Origin of the sequence: Nocardia sp., from assembly GCF_025465275.1 — a bacterium.
Lineage (GTDB): Bacteria > Actinomycetota > Actinomycetes > Mycobacteriales > Mycobacteriaceae > Nocardia.
Genome location: NZ_JAODNK010000193.1, coordinates 78,687 through 99,674 on the forward strand (window position 1 = coordinate 78,687; position 20,988 = coordinate 99,674).

Annotated in this window: 17 protein-coding genes, 2 pseudogenes and 2 riboswitches; of the genes and pseudogenes, 2 read left to right on the forward strand and 17 right to left on the reverse strand. The window is 64.7% G+C overall.

Features of this window, described 5'->3' with window-relative positions:
* Nucleotides 1-91: 91 nt before the first annotated feature.
* From JWN03_RS39990 to JWN03_RS40025, 8 genes are all read right to left on the reverse strand, one after another.
* Nucleotides 92-565 (reverse strand): (2Fe-2S)-binding protein, encoded by a 474-nt coding sequence (locus JWN03_RS39990; RefSeq protein WP_297626850.1) that lies wholly within the window; start codon nt 563-565, stop codon nt 92-94.
* A complete protein-coding gene (locus JWN03_RS39995; RefSeq protein WP_297626853.1) occupies nt 565-1,443 on the reverse strand; it encodes an FAD binding domain-containing protein in 879 nt (292 codons plus the stop codon). Before JWN03_RS39995 ends, JWN03_RS39990 begins: the two co-directional genes overlap by 1 nt.
* Nucleotides 1,444-1,478: 35 nt before the next feature.
* Nucleotides 1,479-2,465, reverse strand: a complete 987-nt coding sequence (locus JWN03_RS40000) for a CobW family GTP-binding protein (protein WP_297626856.1) — start codon at nt 2,463-2,465, stop codon at nt 1,479-1,481.
* On the reverse strand, nt 2,458-3,861 hold the full coding sequence (locus JWN03_RS40005; protein WP_297626859.1) for a UbiD family decarboxylase: 1,404 nt from the start codon (nt 3,859-3,861) through the stop codon (nt 2,458-2,460). Before JWN03_RS40005 ends, JWN03_RS40000 begins: the two co-directional genes overlap by 8 nt.
* Nucleotides 3,858-4,496: a UbiX family flavin prenyltransferase gene (locus JWN03_RS40010; protein ID WP_441343149.1), complete on the reverse strand. Its 639-nt coding sequence runs from the start codon at nt 4,494-4,496 to the stop codon at nt 3,858-3,860. Before JWN03_RS40010 ends, JWN03_RS40005 begins: the two co-directional genes overlap by 4 nt.
* 49 nt (nt 4,497-4,545) lie before the next feature.
* Nucleotides 4,546-4,764 carry a hypothetical protein gene (locus JWN03_RS40015; protein ID WP_297626864.1) on the reverse strand — a complete coding sequence of 73 codons (219 nt, stop codon included), beginning with the start codon at nt 4,762-4,764 and terminating at the stop codon, nt 4,546-4,548.
* Nucleotides 4,765-4,918: 154 nt separating this feature from the next.
* On the reverse strand, nt 4,919-6,412 hold the full coding sequence (locus JWN03_RS40020; RefSeq protein ID WP_297626867.1) for a uracil-xanthine permease family protein: 1,494 nt from the start codon (nt 6,410-6,412) through the stop codon (nt 4,919-4,921).
* A gap of 69 nt (nt 6,413-6,481) precedes the next feature.
* The gene (locus JWN03_RS40025) at nt 6,482-7,888 is read right to left on the reverse strand and encodes an amidohydrolase family protein (RefSeq protein ID WP_297626870.1); all 1,407 of its coding nucleotides are present in this window, start codon (nt 7,886-7,888) and stop codon (nt 6,482-6,484) included.
* Between the two features lie 433 nt (nt 7,889-8,321).
* Here JWN03_RS40025 and JWN03_RS40030 point away from each other — a divergent pair, with 433 nt between their 5' ends.
* The gene (locus tag JWN03_RS40030; protein WP_297626873.1) at nt 8,322-9,317 is read left to right on the forward strand and encodes an amidohydrolase family protein; all 996 of its coding nucleotides are present in this window, start codon (nt 8,322-8,324) and stop codon (nt 9,315-9,317) included.
* A gap of 3 nt (nt 9,318-9,320) precedes the next feature.
* Here JWN03_RS40030 and JWN03_RS40035 read toward each other — a convergent pair whose 3' ends face one another.
* The gene (locus JWN03_RS40035) at nt 9,321-10,115 is read right to left on the reverse strand and encodes a GntR family transcriptional regulator (protein WP_297626875.1); all 795 of its coding nucleotides are present in this window, start codon (nt 10,113-10,115) and stop codon (nt 9,321-9,323) included.
* Between the two features lie 36 nt (nt 10,116-10,151).
* Nucleotides 10,152-11,171, reverse strand: coding sequence for a LacI family DNA-binding transcriptional regulator (locus tag JWN03_RS40040; protein WP_297626878.1), 1,020 nt, complete (start codon nt 11,169-11,171; stop codon nt 10,152-10,154).
* A 247-nt stretch (nt 11,172-11,418) separates the two neighbouring features.
* On the opposite strand from JWN03_RS40040, the gene pucD reads away from it, so the two are divergent.
* Nucleotides 11,419-13,737: a xanthine dehydrogenase subunit D gene (pucD, locus tag JWN03_RS40045; RefSeq protein WP_297626881.1), complete on the forward strand. Its 2,319-nt coding sequence runs from the start codon at nt 11,419-11,421 to the stop codon at nt 13,735-13,737.
* Between the two features lie 167 nt (nt 13,738-13,904).
* Here the strand turns inward: pucD and JWN03_RS40050 are convergent, their stop codons facing one another.
* From JWN03_RS40050 to JWN03_RS40075, 7 genes and pseudogenes are all read right to left on the reverse strand, one after another.
* The gene (locus tag JWN03_RS40050; protein WP_366914539.1) at nt 13,905-14,276 is read right to left on the reverse strand and encodes a GtrA family protein; all 372 of its coding nucleotides are present in this window, start codon (nt 14,274-14,276) and stop codon (nt 13,905-13,907) included.
* A 212-nt stretch (nt 14,277-14,488) separates the two neighbouring features.
* A pseudogene (locus JWN03_RS45660) lies at nt 14,489-14,698 on the reverse strand (L-serine ammonia-lyase, iron-sulfur-dependent, subunit alpha); the annotation flags it as partial.
* Between the two features lie 32 nt (nt 14,699-14,730).
* Nucleotides 14,731-15,329, reverse strand: a pseudogene (locus JWN03_RS40055) (serine dehydratase beta chain).
* Nucleotides 15,326-16,621 carry a serine hydroxymethyltransferase gene (gene glyA, locus JWN03_RS40060; RefSeq protein ID WP_297626884.1) on the reverse strand — a complete coding sequence of 432 codons (1,296 nt, stop codon included), beginning with the start codon at nt 16,619-16,621 and terminating at the stop codon, nt 15,326-15,328. Before glyA ends, JWN03_RS40055 begins: the two are co-directional and overlap by 4 nt.
* Nucleotides 16,622-16,656: 35 nt before the next feature.
* Nucleotides 16,657-16,762, reverse strand: a riboswitch (glycine riboswitch).
* A riboswitch (glycine riboswitch) is annotated at nt 16,763-16,857 on the reverse strand.
* A 130-nt stretch (nt 16,858-16,987) separates the two neighbouring features.
* Nucleotides 16,988-17,773, reverse strand: a complete 786-nt coding sequence (locus JWN03_RS40065) for an IclR family transcriptional regulator (RefSeq protein WP_297626887.1) — start codon at nt 17,771-17,773, stop codon at nt 16,988-16,990.
* Between the two features lie 136 nt (nt 17,774-17,909).
* Nucleotides 17,910-19,466, reverse strand: coding sequence for a GMC family oxidoreductase (locus JWN03_RS40070; protein ID WP_297626890.1), 1,557 nt, complete (start codon nt 19,464-19,466; stop codon nt 17,910-17,912).
* On the reverse strand, nt 19,459-20,988 hold the full coding sequence (locus JWN03_RS40075) for an APC family permease (RefSeq protein WP_297626893.1): 1,530 nt from the start codon (nt 20,986-20,988) through the stop codon (nt 19,459-19,461). The genes JWN03_RS40070 and JWN03_RS40075 overlap by 8 nt, the downstream gene beginning before the upstream one ends.

The window sequence follows — 20,988 nt, forward strand, 5'->3', positions numbered from 1 at the left end:
GTCAGGCTGCACTGCGCCTGTCCCCCGCAACGGGCCGCACATCGAGTTGACGAAGGCATAGGGACACGTTGCCGGGTCACGCGTGCCGTGGTCAGCACCCGGCCGCCTTTCGCTGGGCGGCCAGGCGGACCGCGACGAGAATCTTCTCGTAACCGGTGCAGCGGCAGAGGTTTCCGGCCAGTGCCTCGCGGATCTCCACATCGGAGGGCTCCGGGTTTCGCTCGATCAGATCATGCGCCTGCACGATGAGACCCGGTGTGCAGAAACCACATTGGACGGCACCGGTCTCGACGAACGCCTGCTGCATCGGATCCAACTGTGCGCCCTCGGCGAGACCTTCGACAGTCCGCACCGAACGGCCCTCGGACTGAGCGGCCGCGACCAGACATGAGCAGACAGTGGTTCCGTCCAAAATGACTGTGCAGGAGCCGCACTCACCCTGTTCGCAGGCATTCTTGGAGCCGGGCAGGCCCATTCGCTCACGCAGCATGTAGAGCAGGCTCTCGCCTGCCCGCACGTCGTCGACGGTCACGGGTGCGCCGTTGACGGTGAAGGTGACACGCATCAGGCAGCCTTCCCTTCTGTCACATAGTCTTTCCAGGTCCAGGCGAGGGTTCGCCGGGCCAGCACCGACAGCGCGTGACGGCGGTACTCCGCGGTGCCGCGCACATCGTCGATGGGTGCCGCCGCTTCGGCGACCAATTCTCCGAAGCGGCGGATTATGTTGGGGGCGAGTTCGGTTCGAGATTCCCACCGTCCGCTCGCGGTGAGTTCGTCGCTGAGGAATTGTTCGGCCGCGGTGGCCCGACGCGGCGTGGGTGCCGCGGAGCCGAATCCGGTGCCGACTTCTCGGCGGTCGGGACGCAGCGACAAGGCGAAGGCGGTGACGGAGATGACCATCGCGTTTCGCGTGCCGATCTTGGAGAACTGCTGCGGGCCCGTGGCGGGCCGGACCCAGAAGGCCGCGATGAGCTCGTCGGGCGCCAGAGCGTTGCGTTTGACGCCGGTGTAGAAGTGCGTGATCGGAATATGACGGATGCCGCGGACCGAATGCGCCTCAACGACCGCGTCATCGGCGAGCAGTGGCGGGTGCGCGTCCCCCGCAGGGGAAGACGCGCCCAGATTGCCGCCGACAGTCCCCCGATTGCGGATCTGCGGCGAGCCGACAGTGCGTGCGGCCATTGCCAATCCGGGCAATCGGGTGCCGAGTTCGCTGATGAGCCGGTAATAGGTGAGGCCGGCACCGATACGCAGGACGCCGTCGACGACCGTCCAGTCCGTCAGCTCTCCGACACGCGTCAGATCCAGCAGGGCCGGTGGTCGCTTGATGTCGAAATTGAGCTCGACCATCACGTCCGTACCGCCGGCGATCGGCGCCGCATCCGGATACTCGGCCCTGGCGGCCAGAGCATCTGCCCAAGTCGCAGGTCGCAAGAATTCCATCTCGGAAGACTCCTATGAGTTGAAGAGAATCTCGATCACCAGGCGAGGCAGGATCGCAGGCCGCGGGTGAGCTCGGCGCGGTCGAGGTCACGGCCGATGAAAACGACCTTGCCGGTGTAGTTTTCGCCCTTCCATGGCGCCGACGGTCGAATATCGAAGGAGGCGTGGATGCCCTGCAGGACGAATCGGCGGGCGTCGTCTTCGACCGCGAACAGCCCTTTGATCCGGTACACGTCATCACCCCGTTCGGCCAGGTGAGCGGCGAGCCACGACTCCAGCGCGTGATGATCGACCCTGCCGTCGAGTTCGACGCCGACCGAAGTCAGCTCCGGGTCGTGCTGATGGGTGTCCTCGTCGAGCCAGTGCGGATCGCCCGCCATGGTGCGTGCCATGTCGAACGCGCCGATTCCCAGCACATCGGCGAGGTCGACCGCTGCGTACTCGGAGGTGATGATGTCCGCGGTCGCATTGATCGCGCGCACCGCTTCCTCGACCGCGCGCACCGACTCGGCATCGACCAGATCGACCTTGTTGATCACGATCCGGTCCGCGAACGCGATCTGATCGAACACCTGGGACCCGACACCGTGATGATCGACCTCCGCGAGGTGGGTCCGGACGTGTTTGGCATCGACCAACGTGACGATCGCGTCGAGTGCGAAGTGCCGCGAGATCTCCTCATCCACGAAGAAGGTCTGAGCTACCGGGTTCGGATCGGCGAGCCCACTGGTCTCGATGAGGATGCGATCGAAGCGGTCGCTGCGCGCCAGGAGGGAGTGCAGGATTTCGATCAGATCGGTGCGGGCCGTGCAGCACAGGCAGCAGCCATTGCTCATCTCGATGATCTTCTCGTCCGCGTTCAGAACGAGATCGTTGTCGATGGGGATCTCGCCGAATTCGTTCTCTATCACCGCGATTCGGTGGCCGTGATGCGCCGTCAGGATGTGATTGACCAGGGTGGTCTTTCCCGAACCTAGAAATCCGGTCAGGACGGTCACCGGGATTTTGGCGTTGTCAGGCATGGATTCCTCCGGTTGTGGTGTTCTGCATGAGGATTTTTCGCGCATGGGCCAGCGCGCCTTCCGAGATTTCGATCCGCCGGCCTTCGAAGCCCGGGCCGCGCGTCGCATCGAGTCCCATGCGGGACGTGGTCCCATCGCTGGTCGAGGACGGATCCAGGGGTGATCCGGGAAGTCCGTCGGCGGTCAGGATGTCGCGGTGCGGCTGAAAATGGGTGGCCAGCGCCCACAGCACCGCCGCGTCGTCGGTGATGTCGATATCGCTGTCGACGGCAACAACCGTCTTGACGTATGGATCCCAGCCGAGCAGCCCCAGCATGACCTGACGGGCCTGCCCCGGCCTGCGTTGCCGCAGCGCCACATAGCAGTGGAAGTGGGTCCCCGAAGTCGGATAGTGCACGGCGGTCACATCCGGGAACCGCGATTTGAGCTTCTCAGCCATCTCCGACTCGCGCGGAATTCTGGCCAGATTGAGATGCTCCGCGGTGTTGCCTCCTTCGACGTCGAACAGGATCGGCCGTCGCCGCCGCATGATCGTCGAGACCTGTATCAGGTTGTTGGTGGACCGGTTCGAGGAGTAGCCGGAGAACTCGCCGAACGGGCCTTCCGCGGCGTGCGCGGCGGCATCGATCGTGCCTTCCAGCACGAAATCCGACCAGGCCGGAACCGCGATGCCGTACTTCGGGGTCGGCACCACTTCGAGTGGTTCACCCAGCAGGCCACCGGCGATCGAGCGTTCGTCGACGTCATAGCCGACCCGCGCGGACGCGGCGAGCATGAACAGTGGATGCCCGCCGATCACCATGGCGACCGGCATCGGCTCACCCCGTTCGGCATACCGTGCCAGGATGCGCCACAGATCGCCGCGCGAATGCAGGCTGGTCGCTAATTCGTTGGGCGAGTGAATCATCGAGCGGTGATAGCTCAAATTTCCGACACCGGTATCGGGATCCTCGGCGACGATGATGCCGCTGGTGATGTAGGGCGCCAGGTCCGAGGCGAAGTGCCGGAGCATCGGCACCGTCGCCAGGTCGACGTCCGCGCCCGAGTGCACGACTTCGAGGATCGGCGCCGAATCGACGTACCGCGAGGCCAGCGGTTGTGCCGCTCGAGCCGTGAACGCCGCGTGCAGACTCTCCGGCCCGGCATCCAGCAACCGCGCGATGCGGCGGCGCGATGCGAACACATTGCTCACCACGGGGACCGCGACGCCATCGACCTTGCGGCACAACAGCATCTCGTCTCGTCCCTGGGCGGCGAGTTCATAGATCAATCCGGTGACGCCTTGATCCGCGGCGATGGCATCCTCGACTGTCAGTACGTCCTCGGGATGTGCCGCCAGGTAGTCATTGAGAAAGGCGTGCGGGTTCTGTCGCTGCGACAGTTCCGAATACGTCATCGGACCATCCCTCCCGTCAACTGGGTCGCGGATCCCGCTCCGCGCCATCGCGGAGACAACTCGTGCTCGATGCCGAATTGGTCGAGGATTTTGCCGCTCACATGCGCGAGCAAGTCCTCGATGGATGCGGGCCGCTGATAGAACGCGGGCATCGGAGGCAGCACGGTCGCACCCGCTTCGGTCACCGCCGTCATATTGCGCAGATGCACAAGACTCAGCGGTGTCTCGCGAGTGACCAGCACCAGGCGGCGGCGCTCCTTGAGACAGACATCGGCCGCTCGCGTGAGCAGATCCTCCGAATAGCCGTGCGCGATACCGGCCAGCGTCTTCATCGAACACGGGACCACGACCATGCCCATGGTGAGAAAGGATCCGGAGGCGATGGTCGCCGCGATATCCCCGCGTTGGTGATAGACGTCCGCGAGCCCGGCGAGGTCGTCGGCGCGCAGACCGGCCTCGAGTTCCAGAGTGCGATGAGCCGCACGGGATACCACCAGGTGTGTCTCCACGATATTCAGTCGTGCGAGGGCGGTGAGCAGATGGATTGCGAGGTGCGGTGCGCTGGCGCCGGTGACACCGATGATCAGTCGAGGCTTGTCGGGTGGGCCGGCGCCGTCGCCGTATTCGTGTGACATGACGGTCCTTCTCGGGATGGTCTGGCTCTGAAATGGCATGCGAGAGGCCCTAATCGGCCGATACACGCGCGCCGTCGGGGTCGCGGCGCCGCGCGTGGAAGACGAGGTTGAGCACGACCGCGAGAACTGTGCCGGTGGCGACACCGCTCTTGCTGGACCGATCGAAATCCACCCGTGACAGGATCTGAATGCCGGAGACGGTCAATGCTCCGAAGGTGTGGAACTGCAAGGCGCGGAAGAGCCGCCGGAATACCACCATCAAAGCCATGGTCAAACCAGCGAGCGCAAGGTGGCTGAGCCGGCCGTAACCGGGGTCGCTCGGATCGGGTCCCGCGATGAGCCGACCATGTGTGCGAAGGGCGGACGCTCATCGGCTGCGGACACCTCGGCCGTTCGCGGTGCTGGGAGTGAGTGTTCTTCTGTCATAACACTTCTCGACTCGCGGACGGTGGGCCGGCCGAATCGTCGGCAGGTTCGCCCGCCGGCGAACCGTTGTCGGCTGCGCTGACCGCCGGGCCGGGCTCTGCGTGACCGAGCTGCGCATGGCCGAGCTCTGCATGTTCCAGCTGTGCCTGGTCGAATTCCGCATGGTCGGGCTGGTCTCGCGGAACCCCGTTGAGCAGCAGATTCAGCAGGAACGCCGCGATGGCGCCGGCCGCGATGCCGCTGGTGAGCACAGTTTGGAACGGCCCCGGCAACCGTGTGTAGAAGTCCGGATTTCCCACCGGCATGAGCCCGAATCCGAAGGCTATGGCCACAATCAGATGGTTTCGTGGTTGGCTGAAGTCCGCCGCCATCATGAACTTGATGCCGATCGCACCCACGGTGCCGAACATGACCACCCCGATCCCACCGAGGACCGGCCCTGGCAATGAGGCGACCACCGCCCCGAGTTTGGGCATCAGGCCGATGATCACCAGAATCGCCCCCGCGGTGGCCACGACATAGCGGCTCATGACCCGGGTGATGCTGACCAGCCCGACGTTCCCGCCGAACGTCACAAAGGTGAAGGTGCTGAATACACCGGCGATCGCCGTGCCCACACCGTCCGCGCGCAGTGCACGAGCGATATCGGGTGGGCCGACCTTCCGCCCCACGACCACACCGGTGGCCAGCGTGTCACCCGTCGACTCGACCATATTGACCACCTGCACCACGAGCATCGGGAGAATCGCAGCGAGGATGAAGGTCGGTGTACCGAAGGAGAACGGTCGTACAACACCGAATATCGGCGCCGCAGCGGTGGCGGAAAAGTTGGTCAGCCCGAGCGGCCACGCAGCCAATGTCCCGACGATGAGCGCAATGAGGATGGCGAAGCGGCCGATGGTGGGACGAGCGACTCGTTCGAGGACCACCACGAGCACGATGGTGCCGAGGGCGAGCAGCAATCGTTTGGCTCCCCCGTGGTCGGCCGCCGTCGCGGATCCGGCGATCAGGGTCGCCGTCTTCGGCACCAGGGAGAAGCCGATGATCGCGATGGTGGTGCCGGTCACGATGGGTGGGAAGAACCGGGTCAGCTTGGCGAACCAGGGCGCGACCATCCACGTGAGCACGCCGACCACGATGGTCGCGCCGAATACGGCGGGCAGTCCGGAGTTGGTGCCCACGATGATGGCCGGGGCGATACCGGTGAAGGTGGAACCCATGACGATGGGCAGCTTCACGCCGATATTGAAGAGGCCGAGGGTCTGCAGCAGCGTGGCCACGCCGCTGACGAATACGTTCGCGGTGACCAGTGTGGTGATCTGCGCCGGAGACAAGCCGATGCCCAAGCCGATGACCAGCGGCAGCGTGACCATACCGGAGTAGGCGACGATCACGTGCTGCAGGGCGAGAGGGATCAGGTGACGTAGCGGCGGTACCGTATCGACCGGGTCTCTCGACTCTGCTGTACGGCTACGGGTGAAAAATTTCATGACTGCTCCTGGGCCCACCGTGCGGTGAGACACGTGGTCGAGAAATGGGCTGCGGCCCAAGGGGATCGATCAGTTCGACCAGGGCATTCGCAATGCCGTCATGCCCGCACGGTCGACCAGTCGTTCGGCCCGATACTGGGCCTGTGCGATCGCCGCGTCTTCGTCGACGAGCACACACTGACCCTTGTGGTAGACGATTTGCCCGCCGACGATCGTGGTCTCGACGTCCGAGCCGCGCGCAGAGTAGACAAGTGAGCTCACCGCACGGTGGAGCGGGCGAAGGTGTGGCCGGTCGAGATCGACGACGATGATGTCGGCGAGCCTGCCCGGCTCGAGCACGCCGGCATCGATACCGGCGTACTGCGCGCCTTCGCGGGTGGCCAGTACAAGCGCGTCTTCGGCGCGAGCGGCGGTCGGGTCCAGCGTGGCCAGCCGCTGCGCGAAGATCGAGAGCTTCATCGCCTCGAACAAGTCTTGCCGGTGCCCGCAACTGGGGCCGTCGCTGCCGAGAGCCACTGTGGCGCCCTGGTTTCGGAGTTCACGCAGCCGCATGGTGCCCGATGCGAGATAGGCGTTCGAGGCCGGATTGTGTGCCACACCGGCGCCTGCCATGCCGACCTGTTCGATTTCGTGGTCATCGAGCCAGATGGCGTGGGCCAGCGTGGCCCGATGGTCGAGCAGACCCTCCTTGGCCAGCCATTGCACCGGCCGCAGACCGTATTGCTCGACGTAACTGCGTGGGTCACTGCTGCTCTCACAACAATGGGTGTGCCATCGGGTGTCGAACTCCGCGGCGAGCTCGACACAGCCGCGCACCAAATCCTGATCCACATACGTGAGATTCAGTGGCGCGGGCCATATCTCGACCTTCGAGCCGCGCGGGCGGTGCTGGATCGCTTCGCGAGTGATCGCGAGTTCCTCGGCATTGCTGTACCGGAACAAGCCCGAGGGCTGGCCACGCCGTGCCGCGATCTCGGTGCGGTCGCCGATCACACCGCGTGCGACTACCCCCCGTAGACCGGCGTCCTCGATGACGTCGGCGACCGCAAGCGTAGTCGCCAAATCACTGGGGGCGTAATGATTGTCGATGATGGTCGTGATGCCCGCTCGCATGGCTTCGACCACGCCGAGGCGGGCCGCGGCGACCGCGTCCTCCTGAGTCATCGCGATCGAGTAGGGCCACATGAACTCGCACAGCCAGGGCACGATCGACATGCCCTCGCCCAGCCCGCGGGCCAGTGCTTGGTACAGATGGCTGTGGCCGTCGACGAAACCGGGCAGCACTGCCCGGCCGCTGCAGTCGATCACGGTGTCCGCACGCCAGTCGGCGAGTTCGGCCGCGGTACCCACCGCGACGATCCGTGAACCGGAAACGGCGACTGCGCCCGTTCGGTGGACGCTGCGGGCATCATCGACGGTGATCACCGTCCCGCCGGTGAGAAGAAGGTCGCAGCGTGTGTGGGATGGAGGTGTCATGGCCGCCTCTGCCTTTCCCGGGCGGCTGAGCCGCCTCAAATCCGTGGGCGAAGGGAGCTGACTCCCAGCCAGGGCAGAGCCCTGGCGATCGCCGAACGGTTTAACCCAGGATCGGGAGGTCACCGGCAGTGCGACTCGGTCCGCTCGGACCGGCGCAGATACATGTAAACCTGGCACCATTGCTGCTGTCAACCCTCTATTTTGTCGAGGACCTTTGCGAGCCGCGGAATGATAGCCCATCTGAGCTGGGTAAATGTGGAAATCAATTGATCATGGATTACATGCACTCTGTTGACACACTGATTGCGCTGTGCTGAACTCGGTGCCATCGAGTCGGCGTCGGGCCGGCTCGGCGCCGCGTCGATAGAGCGGCCCGTAGGTGCGGTGATTCGCGGCCGGGGATCTCATCCCGACCTGATCAAGGAGAGCCACGATGATCATCGATACGCACGTCCATCCGACAAATCTCGTCGACGAGGCGTGGCGTCATACCGGTGAACCATTCACCGGTGAGCGCACTCTCGATATGATGGACGGCCCATTGTGGATCAATGGCAAGCCACGCCGCGTAGACATCAGTTGCATCATGCCGCCACCGGGAAACACGGCCTGGCGGGAAGGCAATCGCAGCGGCCGCGAGGGCATCCGCGACTACCAGGCCTACATCACTTCGCTGGTACAGAAGTATCCGGACCGTTTCATCGGAAATTTCATCTACAACCCGCGTTTCGGACCGGAGAACGGTGCCGAAGAATTGGCGTTCCACGTTCGGGAACACGGCTACAAAATGATGAAACTCCATGCCAATATGCACTCGTACCGCCCGGACCGGGCACTGGACTGGCTGCGTCCCGCCCTGCGGGTCTGTGATGAGCTCGGAGTTACGGTGCTGATCCACACCGGTGACGGTCCGTACTCCATTCCCACACAGTTCTATCCGATCATCCGGGAGTTCCCCGGGGTGAATTTCATCCTCGGACATTTCGGTATCCAAACCGGTGGCGTCTACTGTTTCGAGGCCTTCTGGATGATCCAGGATTCGACGAATGTCATCGGCGAATCCGGCTGGTTGCTCCAATCACGAATCGTGGAATTCGCGAAGGAAATGAAGAAGAGCAAAATGGTATTCGGCACCGATTCGCCGCCGAATGAGCCGGGAATGTGGGCGCGTGAGCTCGAGGTCCTGTGCCACGAGCCGCCGCAGGGTTTGAACCTGTCCGAGGACGACCTCGAAGGCTATTTGGGCAACAATATGGCGAAATTGCTCGGACTGGCCCCGACCCCGCCGCCCAAGGATAAGGCCGAGGCCGAGGCGTACCTGCGAGGCGAGGTCACGCAGGCCTCGGCCACCAACTCGCACGCCGACCACTACGGCGGCTACACCCCGTCGGCCTGGGCCGAGGAAGCGGCACTGGATTCCGCGAAGTAGCTGCTAGCAAGGGGTTCCGGGGGTGCGCGCGCCGTGATTTGCGTGCCCCTCGGGCTCCGGGGGCACATCGTCGCCGACGAGCAGGGAGAAGTTTCGTCGGCGCGGTGTGTCGCTCGACATGTCGTCGCGGGTCGTCGCCTGGGACAGCCGCACCCGGAGCCGGGAGATGTGCCGCCGCGCAACGGTTTCGGCGAACTCCGGATCGCCGGCGGCCATCGCATCGACAATGTGGATATGTTCGTCGAGCGCAAGCCGGGGGGCGTCCTTACTGCGCCACAGCGAATGCAGCGCCAGGTGTGACCGCCCGGCAATGGGTTCCAGCGCGGCCGTGAGGTGGGTATTCGCGGCGATTTCGCGCAGAGTGCGGTGAAACCGGATATCCAGTTCGATATGGGCGGCATTGTCCGCGCCCCCGGCGAGCACGCGTTCGTGTTCGGCCAAGATCTCGCGCAACGTGGACAGACTCTCCGAGTCGAGGCGCTCGGTCGCCAACCGCGCGGACATGCCCTCCAGCAATTCGCGCACCACATACAGTTGCCGCAGGTCGGCGATGTCTACCTTGCTCACCTCGGCGCCGCGGCGTGAGACGTGATTGGCCAAACCTTCATAGATCAAGCGCTGTACCGCCTCGCGCACCGGAGTGCGACTCACATTGAGCTGCCGTGCGAGTTCCGGCACGCTCAGTGCTGTGCCCGGGGTCAGTTGATTGCGGAGAATCGCCGCCTTCAGGGCCTCATAGGTACGGTCGGTGAGAAGTTCACCGGGAGAGATGCTCTCCAGTCCTGGCGAATCGGGCACGGCGGCACACCCTCCTTTTGTGACAATGTCGCCATATTACATGTAATCCTGAGGGCACCCGCAGCTGCGCCTGGGGATGAGCGATACCGCGAGCTCCTGATCGGGCCGTCGACTTCCCTGCGCCTGCACCGCCTTCAATGTCGACACCGCCGCGCGGCCGAGATCGTCGAACGATCGGCCGACCGTCGTCAGCGGTGGCCAGCTGTGCGCGGCGGGTTCGGTCGCACCGAATCCCACCACGGCCAGATCTTCGGGAACGCGCAGCCCCACCTCCTGCGCCGCCGCCAGTACGTCCAGCGCCAATCCGTCCGCGGCGGCGAATACGGCCTCGGGCCGATCCCCTTGTCGCAGCCAGGCTTTCACTTGCCCGCGAGCCGCCCGCCGGTCCAGTCCGGTGCGTTGCACGGCCGAGGTATCGCCGCCGGCCGCCCGCATCGCGTCCGCCCAGCCGCGTGCCCGGTCCGCCACCGGCCCGGATCGGGATATGCCTGTGAGACAACCGATTCGACGGTAGGCGTGCCCGAGGAGATGCTCGGCGGCCAACCGGCCGCCGTGCCGATTGGCCAACGTCACCGACGTCGCGTCAACATTGCGGGGTGCTCGGTAGTTCAGATAGACCACCGGCACACCGAGACCGGTTGCGGCGGTATGCGCGGCACGCGGCCCGTCGACTTCCGAGCGCACCAGCAGGACTCCGCCGACCTGCATGCCGGCCAGCGTTCGCGCATACCGGGCTTCTTGCGCCGGGGAATAGCCCGAATTGCCGAGCAATACCAGCGAATCGTCGGCGAAAGCCGCTCGTTCGACGGCATGCACCAGCTCGGTGAAGAATGCCTCGCTGCTGTCGGGCACTACCAGACCGATCGTATTGCTCCGCGTCGAACGCAGGGCGCGCGCCACCAGGTTCGGCCGGTAGTCAAGCTCCGCGATGGCCGCCAGCACCCGGGCGCGAGTCGCGGTCGCGACCGGGCGGGGGCCATTGTTGATCACATAGCTCACGACGGCCGTGGAGGTGCCCGCCAGCCGTGCGACATCGTCTCGGGTAATCCGTTGCACGCGCGCAGCTTACGGCCGAATATCTGGGCAGCACGGTTCTACACGTGTAGACTTGCCAAAGGTTTCCGGTCGGGGATGTCCCGAATGGCTTTGTGTACAAGGCAATTGGGTGGGAATGGGCTGGCGACCTCGGTCAATCCCCGGCGTCTCGAAACGCCGCACATCCAAGGAGTCAGCTCATGAGTAGAGCGCCCGACGACGTATCCCGACCCCGATCACTCCGCAGCCGGCCGGTCCGGTGGTCACGATGACGACCTTGGTGAGTGCCGCACAGACACAAGAAGGAAAGGGCGTCGGAAGCAGCGCGCTGCGACCGGACGGTGCGCTCAAGGTCACCGGCGAATTCGCCTATTCCTCGGATCTGTGGATAGCGGGCATGGTCTGGGCGACCACGGTGCGGAGCCCGCACGCGGCAGCGCGTATCCGATCGATCGATGTGAGCAAGGCGCTGGCCGTCGACGGCGTCCACGCGGTCCTCACCCACGAGGACGTCCCCGGAGCGAAGACGTACGGGATGAAGGTCGCCGACCAGCCGGTGCTCGCCATCGATCAGGTCCGGTACCAGGGCGAACCGGTGGCACTGGTGGCGGCGGATGATCCCGAGACCGCCAGGCGCGCAGCTGAATTGGTGGAGGTCGACTATGACCTGATGGAACCGGTGACCGATGCCGAGCGCGCCCTCGACCCGGACACTCGTTGGATACACGATGGTGCGAATCTGGTGCGACACGTCAAGATTCGCCACGGAGATATGGAAAAGGCTCGCGCGCAAGCCGAGGTCGTGGTTGTCGGCGATTACGAGGTGGGCATGCAGGACCAGGCCTTCCTCGGCCCCGAATCGGGTCTCGCCGTTCCCGCGCCGGATGGTGGAGTGGAGCTGTACGTCTCCTCGCAATGGCTGCACAAGGATCTCGAGCAGCTCGCGCCCTGCCTCGCGCTGCCACCGGAGCAGGTTCGGCTGACGATGGCGGGCGTGGGCGGCGCTTTCGGTGGGCGCGAGGATCTTTCGGTGCACGTCCACGCGTGCATGCTGGCGCTACACCTCGGCAAGCCCGTGAAGATGATGTACAACCGCTACGAATCCTTCTTCGGCCATGTCCATCGCCATCCCGCGAAGATGCACTACGAGCATGGCGCCACCCGCGATGGCAAGCTCGTCTACGTCAAGGCGCGGCTGGTGCTGGACGGTGGGGCATATACCTCGACGTCACCGGTCGTGATCGCGAATGCGTCGTATTTCGTGGCGGGAGCGTACGCGGTCGAGCATGCGGAGATCGATGGCCTGGCCGTCTACAGCAACAACCCGCCGTGCGGGGCGATGCGCGGGTTCGGCGCGGTGCAGTCGGCATACGGTTGCGAGTCCAATATGGACAAGCTCGCTCGCGCACTCGGTATGGATCCGCTCGAGCTGCGGCTGAAGAATGCGATGACAACCGGGACGGTGCTACCGACGGGCCAGCCGGTCGACGGACCTGTTCCGGTGCGTGAACTGCTCGATGCTCTCAAAGCCCGGCCGCTGCCCGAATCGGAATTGAACCGCGACCTGCGCACGCTGCCCGGAGGGGTCGGCAATACCACCCACGGCGAAGGCATTCGCCGTGGAGTCGGCTACGCGGTAGGCGTCAAGGCGACCGGATACTCCGGCGGTGTGGACGACATCTCCACGGCCCGGGTGACTCTTTCCGTCGCAGCCGGCGAGCCGGTGGTGTCGATACATACCGCCGCGGCGGAATGTGGGCAGGGGATTACGACCGTGCAGTCGCAGATCGCGACCACCGAGCTCGGTGTCACGCGAGTGGTGGTGCTGCCTGCCGACACTCGGATCGGCGACGCCGGCTCCGCGTCGGCATCCCGGATGACCTGGATGTCGAGCGGTGCCGTACAGGGTGCGTGCCGGGAGATTACGCGCGAGCTGCTGAGCCGGGCCGCGGCAGCCACCGGTCGAAACGCCTCCACTCTCGCCCTTCGTGACAATGCGATCCTCGACATTGTGAGCAATGAGCCGGTCGCCTCGATCGCCGATACGGTCGGCGGGGATACCTTGGAACGGGTCTACGAGTATCACCACCGGCCAACCCAGGGAATCGACCCGGAACGCGGCCAAGGTAATGCGCACGTCGCGTTCTCGTTCTGCGCGCATCGCGCCGTCGTCGACGTCGACATCGAACTGGGGCTGGTGCGCGTTGTCGAGCTGGCCGTGGCCCAGGACGTCGGTAAGGCGATGAACCCCATGGCCGTCGAAGGCCAGATCGAGGGCGGCAGCGTGCAGGGTCTCGGGTTGGCACTGATGGAGGAGATCGTGGTGGATTCCCTTGGGAAGGTACGCAATCCGTCGTTCACCGACTACCTGATCCCGACCATCCTCGATGTGCCGCCGATGCCGATCACGCTGTTCGAGTTTGCGCACCCGGACTCACCGTACGGGCTCAACGGCGTGGGCGAGCCGCCCACACTGTCATCCACCCCCGCCATCCTGAACGCGTTGCGCGATGCCACTGGACTGGATCTGCCTCGGATACCCGTGCGTCCCGACGACATCGCGTTGGATCCGGTCAAGGCGTCATGAAAGGTTGCGCAGGTGCAGCGGCTGCCTATCGTCGCCGACGGAACCGGTGGCCCGTTCGCGAACCCGTTGTGCCTGGACTCTCGCCTCGCCAACGCCGCCACCTACCTCGCCGCGGACATCGCGAATTGTCCTGGCTGGCCGCACGTCTCGGCCTGGTGCCCTAGTCGTCAGCGCCGGAAAACGAGCCAGCGCATCGATGAGTACATGTAGAGCGCCTCACCGAGCCCGCCGAGGATCCGCGCAATACGGTATTCGACACCGAGTCCCGCCAGGCCACTGGTCACGCCCAGTATGAAGACCAGATAGTTCACCGTGACGACCACGATGTACACGGCTATCTGAGGGCCCACCGCAGCGTGCGAGGAGAAGTTCAGGATCCGATTGAGCAGATAGCTCGAGGCGAATGCCACAACGTATGCCGCGGTGACCGCGATCGGCAGCGGCACCCCCAGCCAGCCGTGCAAAGCGGTGAGCATCAGCAGATCGGCGGCGAAGGTGCACCCGCTGACCAGCAGGTAGCCCACGAATGTCGGTGCCACAGCACGATCGAGCCCGAACGGCAGCCGCTCGACCACGCGTTCGCACAACCGGTGAAACGAACGAATCGACCGCGAGCGAGCGGATTCCGAGACAGTCGCTATTCGCACTCGACCACGCTGCCATCATCGGGTAGCGCGCAGATGAGCACCCGGCCAATTCTGTCTACAACCCGCAGCAACCGGCCCCGAGAAGATGTTGAGAACAAGCGAGGTCAGCATTCGACGACGGCGACCGCCAGGCCGCCCTGGGAAGTCTCCTTGTACTTGTCGAGCATGTCGGCGCCGGTGGCCCGCATTGTTTGAATTACCTGGTCGAGGGAGACGTGGTGAATACCGTCGCCGCGGATTGCCAACCGAGCGGCGATGATTGCTTTGACTGCGCCTACGCCGTTGCGCTCGATGCAGGGAATCTGCACCAGACCGGTCCAGCAGTTCGGCTCTGATCTGATCCGCACTAACGCCAGGACATTTCGTTGACCCGTACCAGCGCGCTGATCGGCAGGCCGGTGGCGGTCGTGCGGGCGAGCAAGTCGACGGCCGATCCGAACGGATGGGGAATGACCATTGCCGCTCCCCGATCCGGCCGGTTGATCTCGTCCTCGTCGAGGACGAAACCTCCTCCCACCGAATAGAATTGACGCTCGGCGAGCGGTTCGCCATCGCCGCCGGAGGCCTGGAAGAGCATGCCGTTGGTGTGGAAGGCGAGCTTGGTTCGACCCAGGAGTTCGATATCGTCGTCGACGGCGAAGGCGATCGAATGTACGCCTCCCAGGTGCAACGTGCCCGTCTCCCGGGCGTCGGACATGGTGCGCACCAGCACATCTGGGTCGACGGTCTCGGGCAGCTCGCCCGACAATCCAGCGACGACCGCCTCGACGCTGCCGTGCCCGCGCCCGGTCGCACCGAGTGAGCCCGTACGGAAGCCGTATTGTGCAGCACCCCCTCGGATTTGAGTCGATCGACGAACCGCGCGGCTGCGCGCATCGGCCCCACCGTATGCGAACTCGAGGGCCCGATACCGACTTTGAACAGGTCGAAGACGCTGACCGTCATGCCGGACCGCGCAGCCCGGGGTACAGCGGGTAGCGCCGCACCAGGGCATCGACCCGCTCGGTCAGCTCGGCAACCGAGGACCCCGAGAGCAGCGCCAGGGCGATGATATCGGCGACCTCGGTAAACGCCTCGATGTCGAAGCCGCGGGTAGCGAGCGCGGGCGTGCCGATTCGGAGTCCGGAACTGATCATCGGCGGGCGCGGATCGAACGGAACGGCGTTGCGGTTCACCGTGATTCCGATGTCGTGCAGCCGATCCTCACCCTGTTGTCCGTCGAGTTCGGAGTCACGCAGGTCGACGAGCACCAGGTGCACGTCGGTGCCGCCGCCGACAACACTGATGCCCGCGGCCCGGCAGTCCTGCGCCAGCAGCCGGTCGGCGAGAATACGCGCGCCCGCCAGCGTGCGCTCCTGACGATCACGGAAGGCCGGTTCTGCCGCCATCTTGAACGCGACCGCCTTGGCGGCGATCACATGCTCGAGCGGCCCGCCCTGCTGTCCGGGGAAGACCGCCGAGGCCAGCTTCTTGCCCAATTCCTCGACGGCGAGGATGAATCCACCGCGCGGTCCGCCGAGGGTCTTATGAGTGGTCGAGGTGACGATATGTGCGTGCGGCACCGGCGAGGGGTGCAATCCAGCCGCGACCAGGCCCGCGAAATGCGCCATATCGACCATCAGGTACGCGCCGACTTCGTCTGCGATGCGCCGGAATTCGGCGAAGTCCAGGTGCCGGGGGTAGGCGGACCAGCCTGCCACGATCAGCTTCGGCCGGTGCTCGTGCGCGAGGCGCCGGACCTCGTCCATATCGACGAGATGATCTTCGGCCCGAACATGATAGGCCGCAACGTCATAGAGCCGCCCGGAGAAGTTGATCTTCATCCCGTGCGTGAGGTGGCCACCGTGGTCGAGCGCCAGTCCGAGGATCGCATCGCCCGGCCGCAGTACCGCGTGCATCGCCGCCGCGTTCGCCTGCGCACCCGAATGCGGTTGCACATTGACGTATTCGGCGCCGAACAGCCCGCGCAGCCGCTCGATCGCCAGTGACTCGATCTCGTCGATGTGCTCGCACCCGCCGTAGTAGCGGCGGCCCGGATACCCTTCGGCGTATTTGTTGGTCAGCACCGAGCCCTGGGCCTGCATCACCGCGAGCGGCGCATAGTTCTCGGAGGCGATCATTTCCAGGCCACGTTGCTGCCGATCGACCTCGCGATCGATCAACTCGGCGATCAGCGGGTCGAATTCGCGCAGCCCGGTATCGAGTTCGATTCGGAGAGCGGAGTCACGGATGGCCATGAGGAGCCTTTCGTCGACGCATGCGCGTGGGTGGCTCCTCCCGCTCTGTCCAATGACCTGAGAGATTCGCGCACCGTGGCGATTAGGCCACTGTGCGTTTGCCCCGTCGGCGAGTGCGTGTGCACTGCTTTCCAGAGTTGCCTGTGCGCGGCGGTACTGGGCCTGAGAGATTCCCGGGAGGTGTTGCTCCTTCGGCTCTCCACCCGGTGTGGGTGGAGATCTCCCGCTGCGCGTAAAACGGCGGATGTGCGGTTGCATATAGAACCGGTGAGTTGCGTAAAGCGCAACTGATGCTCTATGCGCAACCAAGTATCGAACCGGTCGCACACCTTGTCAACACGAAACGAGCCCAAACGCCGGGAATACTCAGCCGAGATGGCCGAGCCGGCGACTGATATCCGCAGCGGCGGCGATAGTCGACCGTGCGGCTGCGGCGAAACGATCGGGACTCAACCGATACGCGGGGCCCGAAACACTCAGTGCCGCAACAACTGAGCCCTTGCTGTCGTAAACCGGCGCGGCAAGCGCGTTCAGCCCGATCTCGAGCTCCTCGGACGCACTGGCCCAACCGTTCTCACGAACCGTCACGAGCTGTGCCGCCAGCTCCGCGACCTTGGTCAGGGTATTGGCCGTGAAGCCCTCGAGCTTGGCGCCGACGCGCTTGCGCATCGCGGCGGGCTCGAGATCCGCGAGCAGCACCTTGCCGCTGGAGGTGGCGTGCGCCGGGCAGCTCTGGCCGACCCAGGACCGCAACGCGATCGATCCGGGACCGTGCGCCTCGGCGATATTGATGATCCGATTGCCGTCCAGCACAGCGAGATTGGTGGTCTCGCCGACCTCGATCGCCAGCGCGTCGCAGGCGCTTCGGCTCTGCTCGACGAGATCGACCTGCGCACTGGCGGATCCGGCCAGCCGGACGATCGAGAACCCGAGCCGATACTTGCCGCGCTCGGAGAGTTGCTCGACGTATCCTCGCGATTCCAGCACGGCGACCAACCGCGAAACGGTAGATTTGTGGACGCCGAGTTCGGTCGCGATCTCCGTGACGCCCGCCTGCCCCAGCTTGGCGATTATCTCCATGACCAGCAGCGCTCGATCGACGGACTGCACCGCAGCCGTCGGCCCGCTGTCCTCGACGTCTTGTTTAGCCATAGCAATCGCCATTCTAGGTGGTTGTGGCTACCGAACTCCCCACCCGCCGCCGCGATCTCACGCAGCGGCGATCGCCCTATTGCTGTCCGCGGGCAGCAATAGGGCATCCCGGTACCGGCGCTACCGGATGGCAGACTCAGGTTTTCCTGATCAGATCCGCGCACTTCTCTGCCATGGTCATGACAGTGATATTGGGATTGACGGCGGGCAATTTCGGCATTGCGGAGGCGTCGACGACCCGCAGGCGCGACACCCCCTTCACTCGGAGTTCGGGGTCGAGCACCGCCCTCGGGTCATCGGGCGCGCCCATCCGCGCCGTGGCCGCCGGGTGATAGACGGTGTTGTGGGTGGCGCGAATATAGTCCAGCAGTTCATCGTCGGTGATCGCGTCCGGACCGGGCGCGAGTTCCCGTGCGATCCACTCCTTCAGCGGCGTCTGCTCGGCGATCGTGCGTGCCAAGCGGACTCCGGCGAGCATGGTGCGTTCGTCGTGGCCTTCCGGATCGGTGAAATACCGCGGGTCGACCTTCGGCCGGTCCCGGTAGTCCCGGGTGCGCAGACGGACCGTCCCCCGCGAACGGCCCTGCGTGACATTGGGTGTCAGGCAAAAGCCGTTGTCGGTGGTCGGATAGCCATGGCGCAGCGTGTTCATATCGAACGGCACGCTGCCGTAATGCATCATGATGTCGGGCACGCGCAGCGATTCGTCGGTCGTGGCGAAAACTCCTATCTCCCACCACTGTGTCGAGGTTTCGATCATGGGTTGCGCGGCGTCCCAGAACACCAGCCCTTCCACGTGATCGTCCAGATTCGAACCCACACCGGGGGCATCGACCAGTACCGGAACGCCGATCTCCCGCAGGTGGTCGGCGGGTCCGATGCCGGACAGCATCAACAGTTTCGGCGTATCGATTGCCCCGGCTGTCACGATGACCTCACGGCGCGCCGAAACCGTGTCGTACCCGGTGAGATCGGGCCGCTGATAGCGCACGCCGGTCGCATTGCGGGCTTCGTCGAACAGGATCTCGCTGACCCAGCACCCGGTGCGCACAACAAGATTGGGCCTTGAATCGAGCACCGGGTGCAGGTAGGCGTGCGAGGACGACATTCGGGTGCCGTCCTGGGCCGCATTGATCTGGAACCAGCCGGCGCCATTGCGAACCGTTGCGCCACGGTTGAATTCCACGGTCGGCAACCCGGCGAGCGCTGCGGCTTCGAGCACCGCGACACCGCACGGATCGAGCGGCGGGATATCGCGCAACTGAACCGGACCGCTGCGGCCGTGCTGGCTTCCCGGTGCGTTGTTGTTCTCCACCCGCGCGACATAGGGCAGCACGTCCGCCGCGCTCCACCCGGTGGCACCCATCGCGGCCCACTCGTCCAGCCCTTCGGCCGGCGGCCAGAACGCGATACACGAGTTGTGCGAGGAACATCCGCCGAGCACCTTCGCCCTGGCATGGCGCAGATAGCTGTTGCCGCGCTCCTGCGGTTCTACCGGATAGTCCCAGTCGTAACCGGAATCGAGCAGATGCATCCACTGCGTGAGCTCGAGGATATCGCGATTGCCGACGTCCGACGGCCCGGCCTCCACCAAACACACTGTCACATCGGGGTTTTCGCTGAGCCGGGCGGCAAGCACACATCCGGCCGTTCCGCCGCCCGCGATCACGTAGTCGAAGACCGTGTCAGACATCGGAACGCACCTCCGCCGCGTGTGAGGCCAGGGTCCCGATACTCTTGCGGCCCTTGATCGCGTACCAGAGCAACCCGGCACCCAGGATCGCACCGATGTAGACGAACGCACCCCACGTGTTGTACCAAGGGGTGCCGTAGATCGCAGCGCGCGGCCACGCCAGGTTCAACGCCATCCCGATACCCCACACCACGGCAACAATATTGACAAACATGCCCCAGCGGCCCATCGAGAAGTAGCCGCCCTCGCTCAGATCCTTCGGAGGCCACTGCCCCCGCAGCCGCTTCTTCAGCATCGGCCCGGTCACCATCAGATAAGCCAGGTAAATCATGATGACCGCGATCGAGGTCAGCACCGTGAAGATCTTCGGCTGGCTGACATTGATCGCCAGGATCAGCGCGGAGAGCACCCCGATCAACACGGCCGGAACCACAGGTGTCTGTGTCTTCGGGTGTACCCGGGCGAGCTTGTCGCCGAAGGGTAGCGCGTTATCGCGGGCCATGGCGAAGGCCAGCCGGATAGCCGCGGTGTGCACCGCCAGCGAACAGACTGTCACCGCGATGACGATGCACACCAGGAAGATCCTGCCGAGCGGACCCCACATCACCTGTTGGACAATGTATTGCAGGCCACCGGTCGTGCTACCGATCTGCGGGTCCTTCAGGTCCGGCGCCGCCATAACGGCGAAAACGAGGATCGCGCCGCCGATGACGAATGAGGCGAGCACAGCCCGGAAGATCGCCTTGGGGGCGGTGCGCCGCGGCTCCACCGTCTCCTCACCGAGCGAACTGGCGGTGTCGAAGCCGTACATCACATAGCCGGACGCGAGCGTGGCCACCAGGAACGCACTGAGATAGCCACCGGACTCCCCCGCGCCGTAACCGTGCGTCGAGAAGAACACCTGCGGTCCGCGAGTCCAGTTGGCCGCCAGGATGATTGCGATCAGCACAGCCGCGATCAGTTCGATGAACACGCCCGCGCTATTGATTCTGGACATGAGCCGCACACCGAAAGCATTGACGGCGGTGGTGAATACGATCAGCACTGTGCCGAGTACCACCGCGTTGCCGGCGCTGTCGTATTGACCGGTGCCGTCACCGATGATCTGAAAACCGCTCCACAGCCGGGGCAGGTTCATCTGTAGCGCGAGCACGACCGCCGACAGCGTCACGATTGAGGCGGTCAACATCAGCCATCCGGATGACCACCCGACAATTCTGCTGCCGAGCGCCTTGGACCAGTTATATACCGACCCGGCGACAGGATACTTCGCGGCGAGCTCCATGAAACACAGTGCGACAGCGACCTGTCCGACGAAGACCAGCGGCCACGACCATAGGTAGGCCGGCCCCGCTGTCCCGAAACCGAAATAGAATAGTTGGAACGTACCGGTGAGGATCGAGATGTAGCTGACGCCGGCCGCGAAGCTGGCGAATTTTCCGATACTTCGGTCCAGGGATTCCCGGTAACCGAAATCCTCCATGCCATTGTCGTCGGACACACTCTGTTCCTTGACTACCAT

Bases quoted from the DNA above. Each gene is read 5' to 3' on its own strand.
- JWN03_RS39990 (WP_297626850.1), bottom strand. From the start codon at position 565: ATGCGTGTCACCTTCACCGTCAACGGCGCACCCGTGACCGTCGACGAC.
- JWN03_RS39995 (WP_297626853.1), bottom strand. From the start codon at position 1,443: ATGGAATTCTTGCGACCTGCGACTTGGGCAGATGCTCTGGCCGCCAGG.
- JWN03_RS40000 (WP_297626856.1), bottom strand. From the start codon at position 2,465: ATGCCTGACAACGCCAAAATCCCGGTGACCGTCCTGACCGGATTTCTA.
- JWN03_RS40005 (WP_297626859.1), bottom strand. From the start codon at position 3,861: ATGACGTATTCGGAACTGTCGCAGCGACAGAACCCGCACGCCTTTCTC.
- JWN03_RS40010 (WP_441343149.1), bottom strand. From the start codon at position 4,496: ATGTCACACGAATACGGCGACGGCGCCGGCCCACCCGACAAGCCTCGA.
- JWN03_RS40015 (WP_297626864.1), bottom strand. From the start codon at position 4,764: ATGGCTTTGATGGTGGTATTCCGGCGGCTCTTCCGCGCCTTGCAGTTC.
- JWN03_RS40020 (WP_297626867.1), bottom strand. From the start codon at position 6,412: ATGAAATTTTTCACCCGTAGCCGTACAGCAGAGTCGAGAGACCCGGTC.
- JWN03_RS40025 (WP_297626870.1), bottom strand. From the start codon at position 7,888: ATGACACCTCCATCCCACACACGCTGCGACCTTCTTCTCACCGGCGGG.
- JWN03_RS40030 (WP_297626873.1), top strand. From the start codon at position 8,322: ATGATCATCGATACGCACGTCCATCCGACAAATCTCGTCGACGAGGCG.
- pucD (WP_297626881.1), top strand. From the start codon at position 11,419: ATGACGACCTTGGTGAGTGCCGCACAGACACAAGAAGGAAAGGGCGTC.
- glyA (WP_297626884.1), bottom strand. From the start codon at position 16,621: ATGGCCATCCGTGACTCCGCTCTCCGAATCGAACTCGATACCGGGCTG.
- JWN03_RS40065 (WP_297626887.1), bottom strand. From the start codon at position 17,773: ATGGCTAAACAAGACGTCGAGGACAGCGGGCCGACGGCTGCGGTGCAG.
- JWN03_RS40070 (WP_297626890.1), bottom strand. From the start codon at position 19,466: ATGTCTGACACGGTCTTCGACTACGTGATCGCGGGCGGCGGAACGGCC.
- JWN03_RS40075 (WP_297626893.1), bottom strand. From the start codon at position 20,988: ATGGTAGTCAAGGAACAGAGTGTGTCCGACGACAATGGCATGGAGGAT.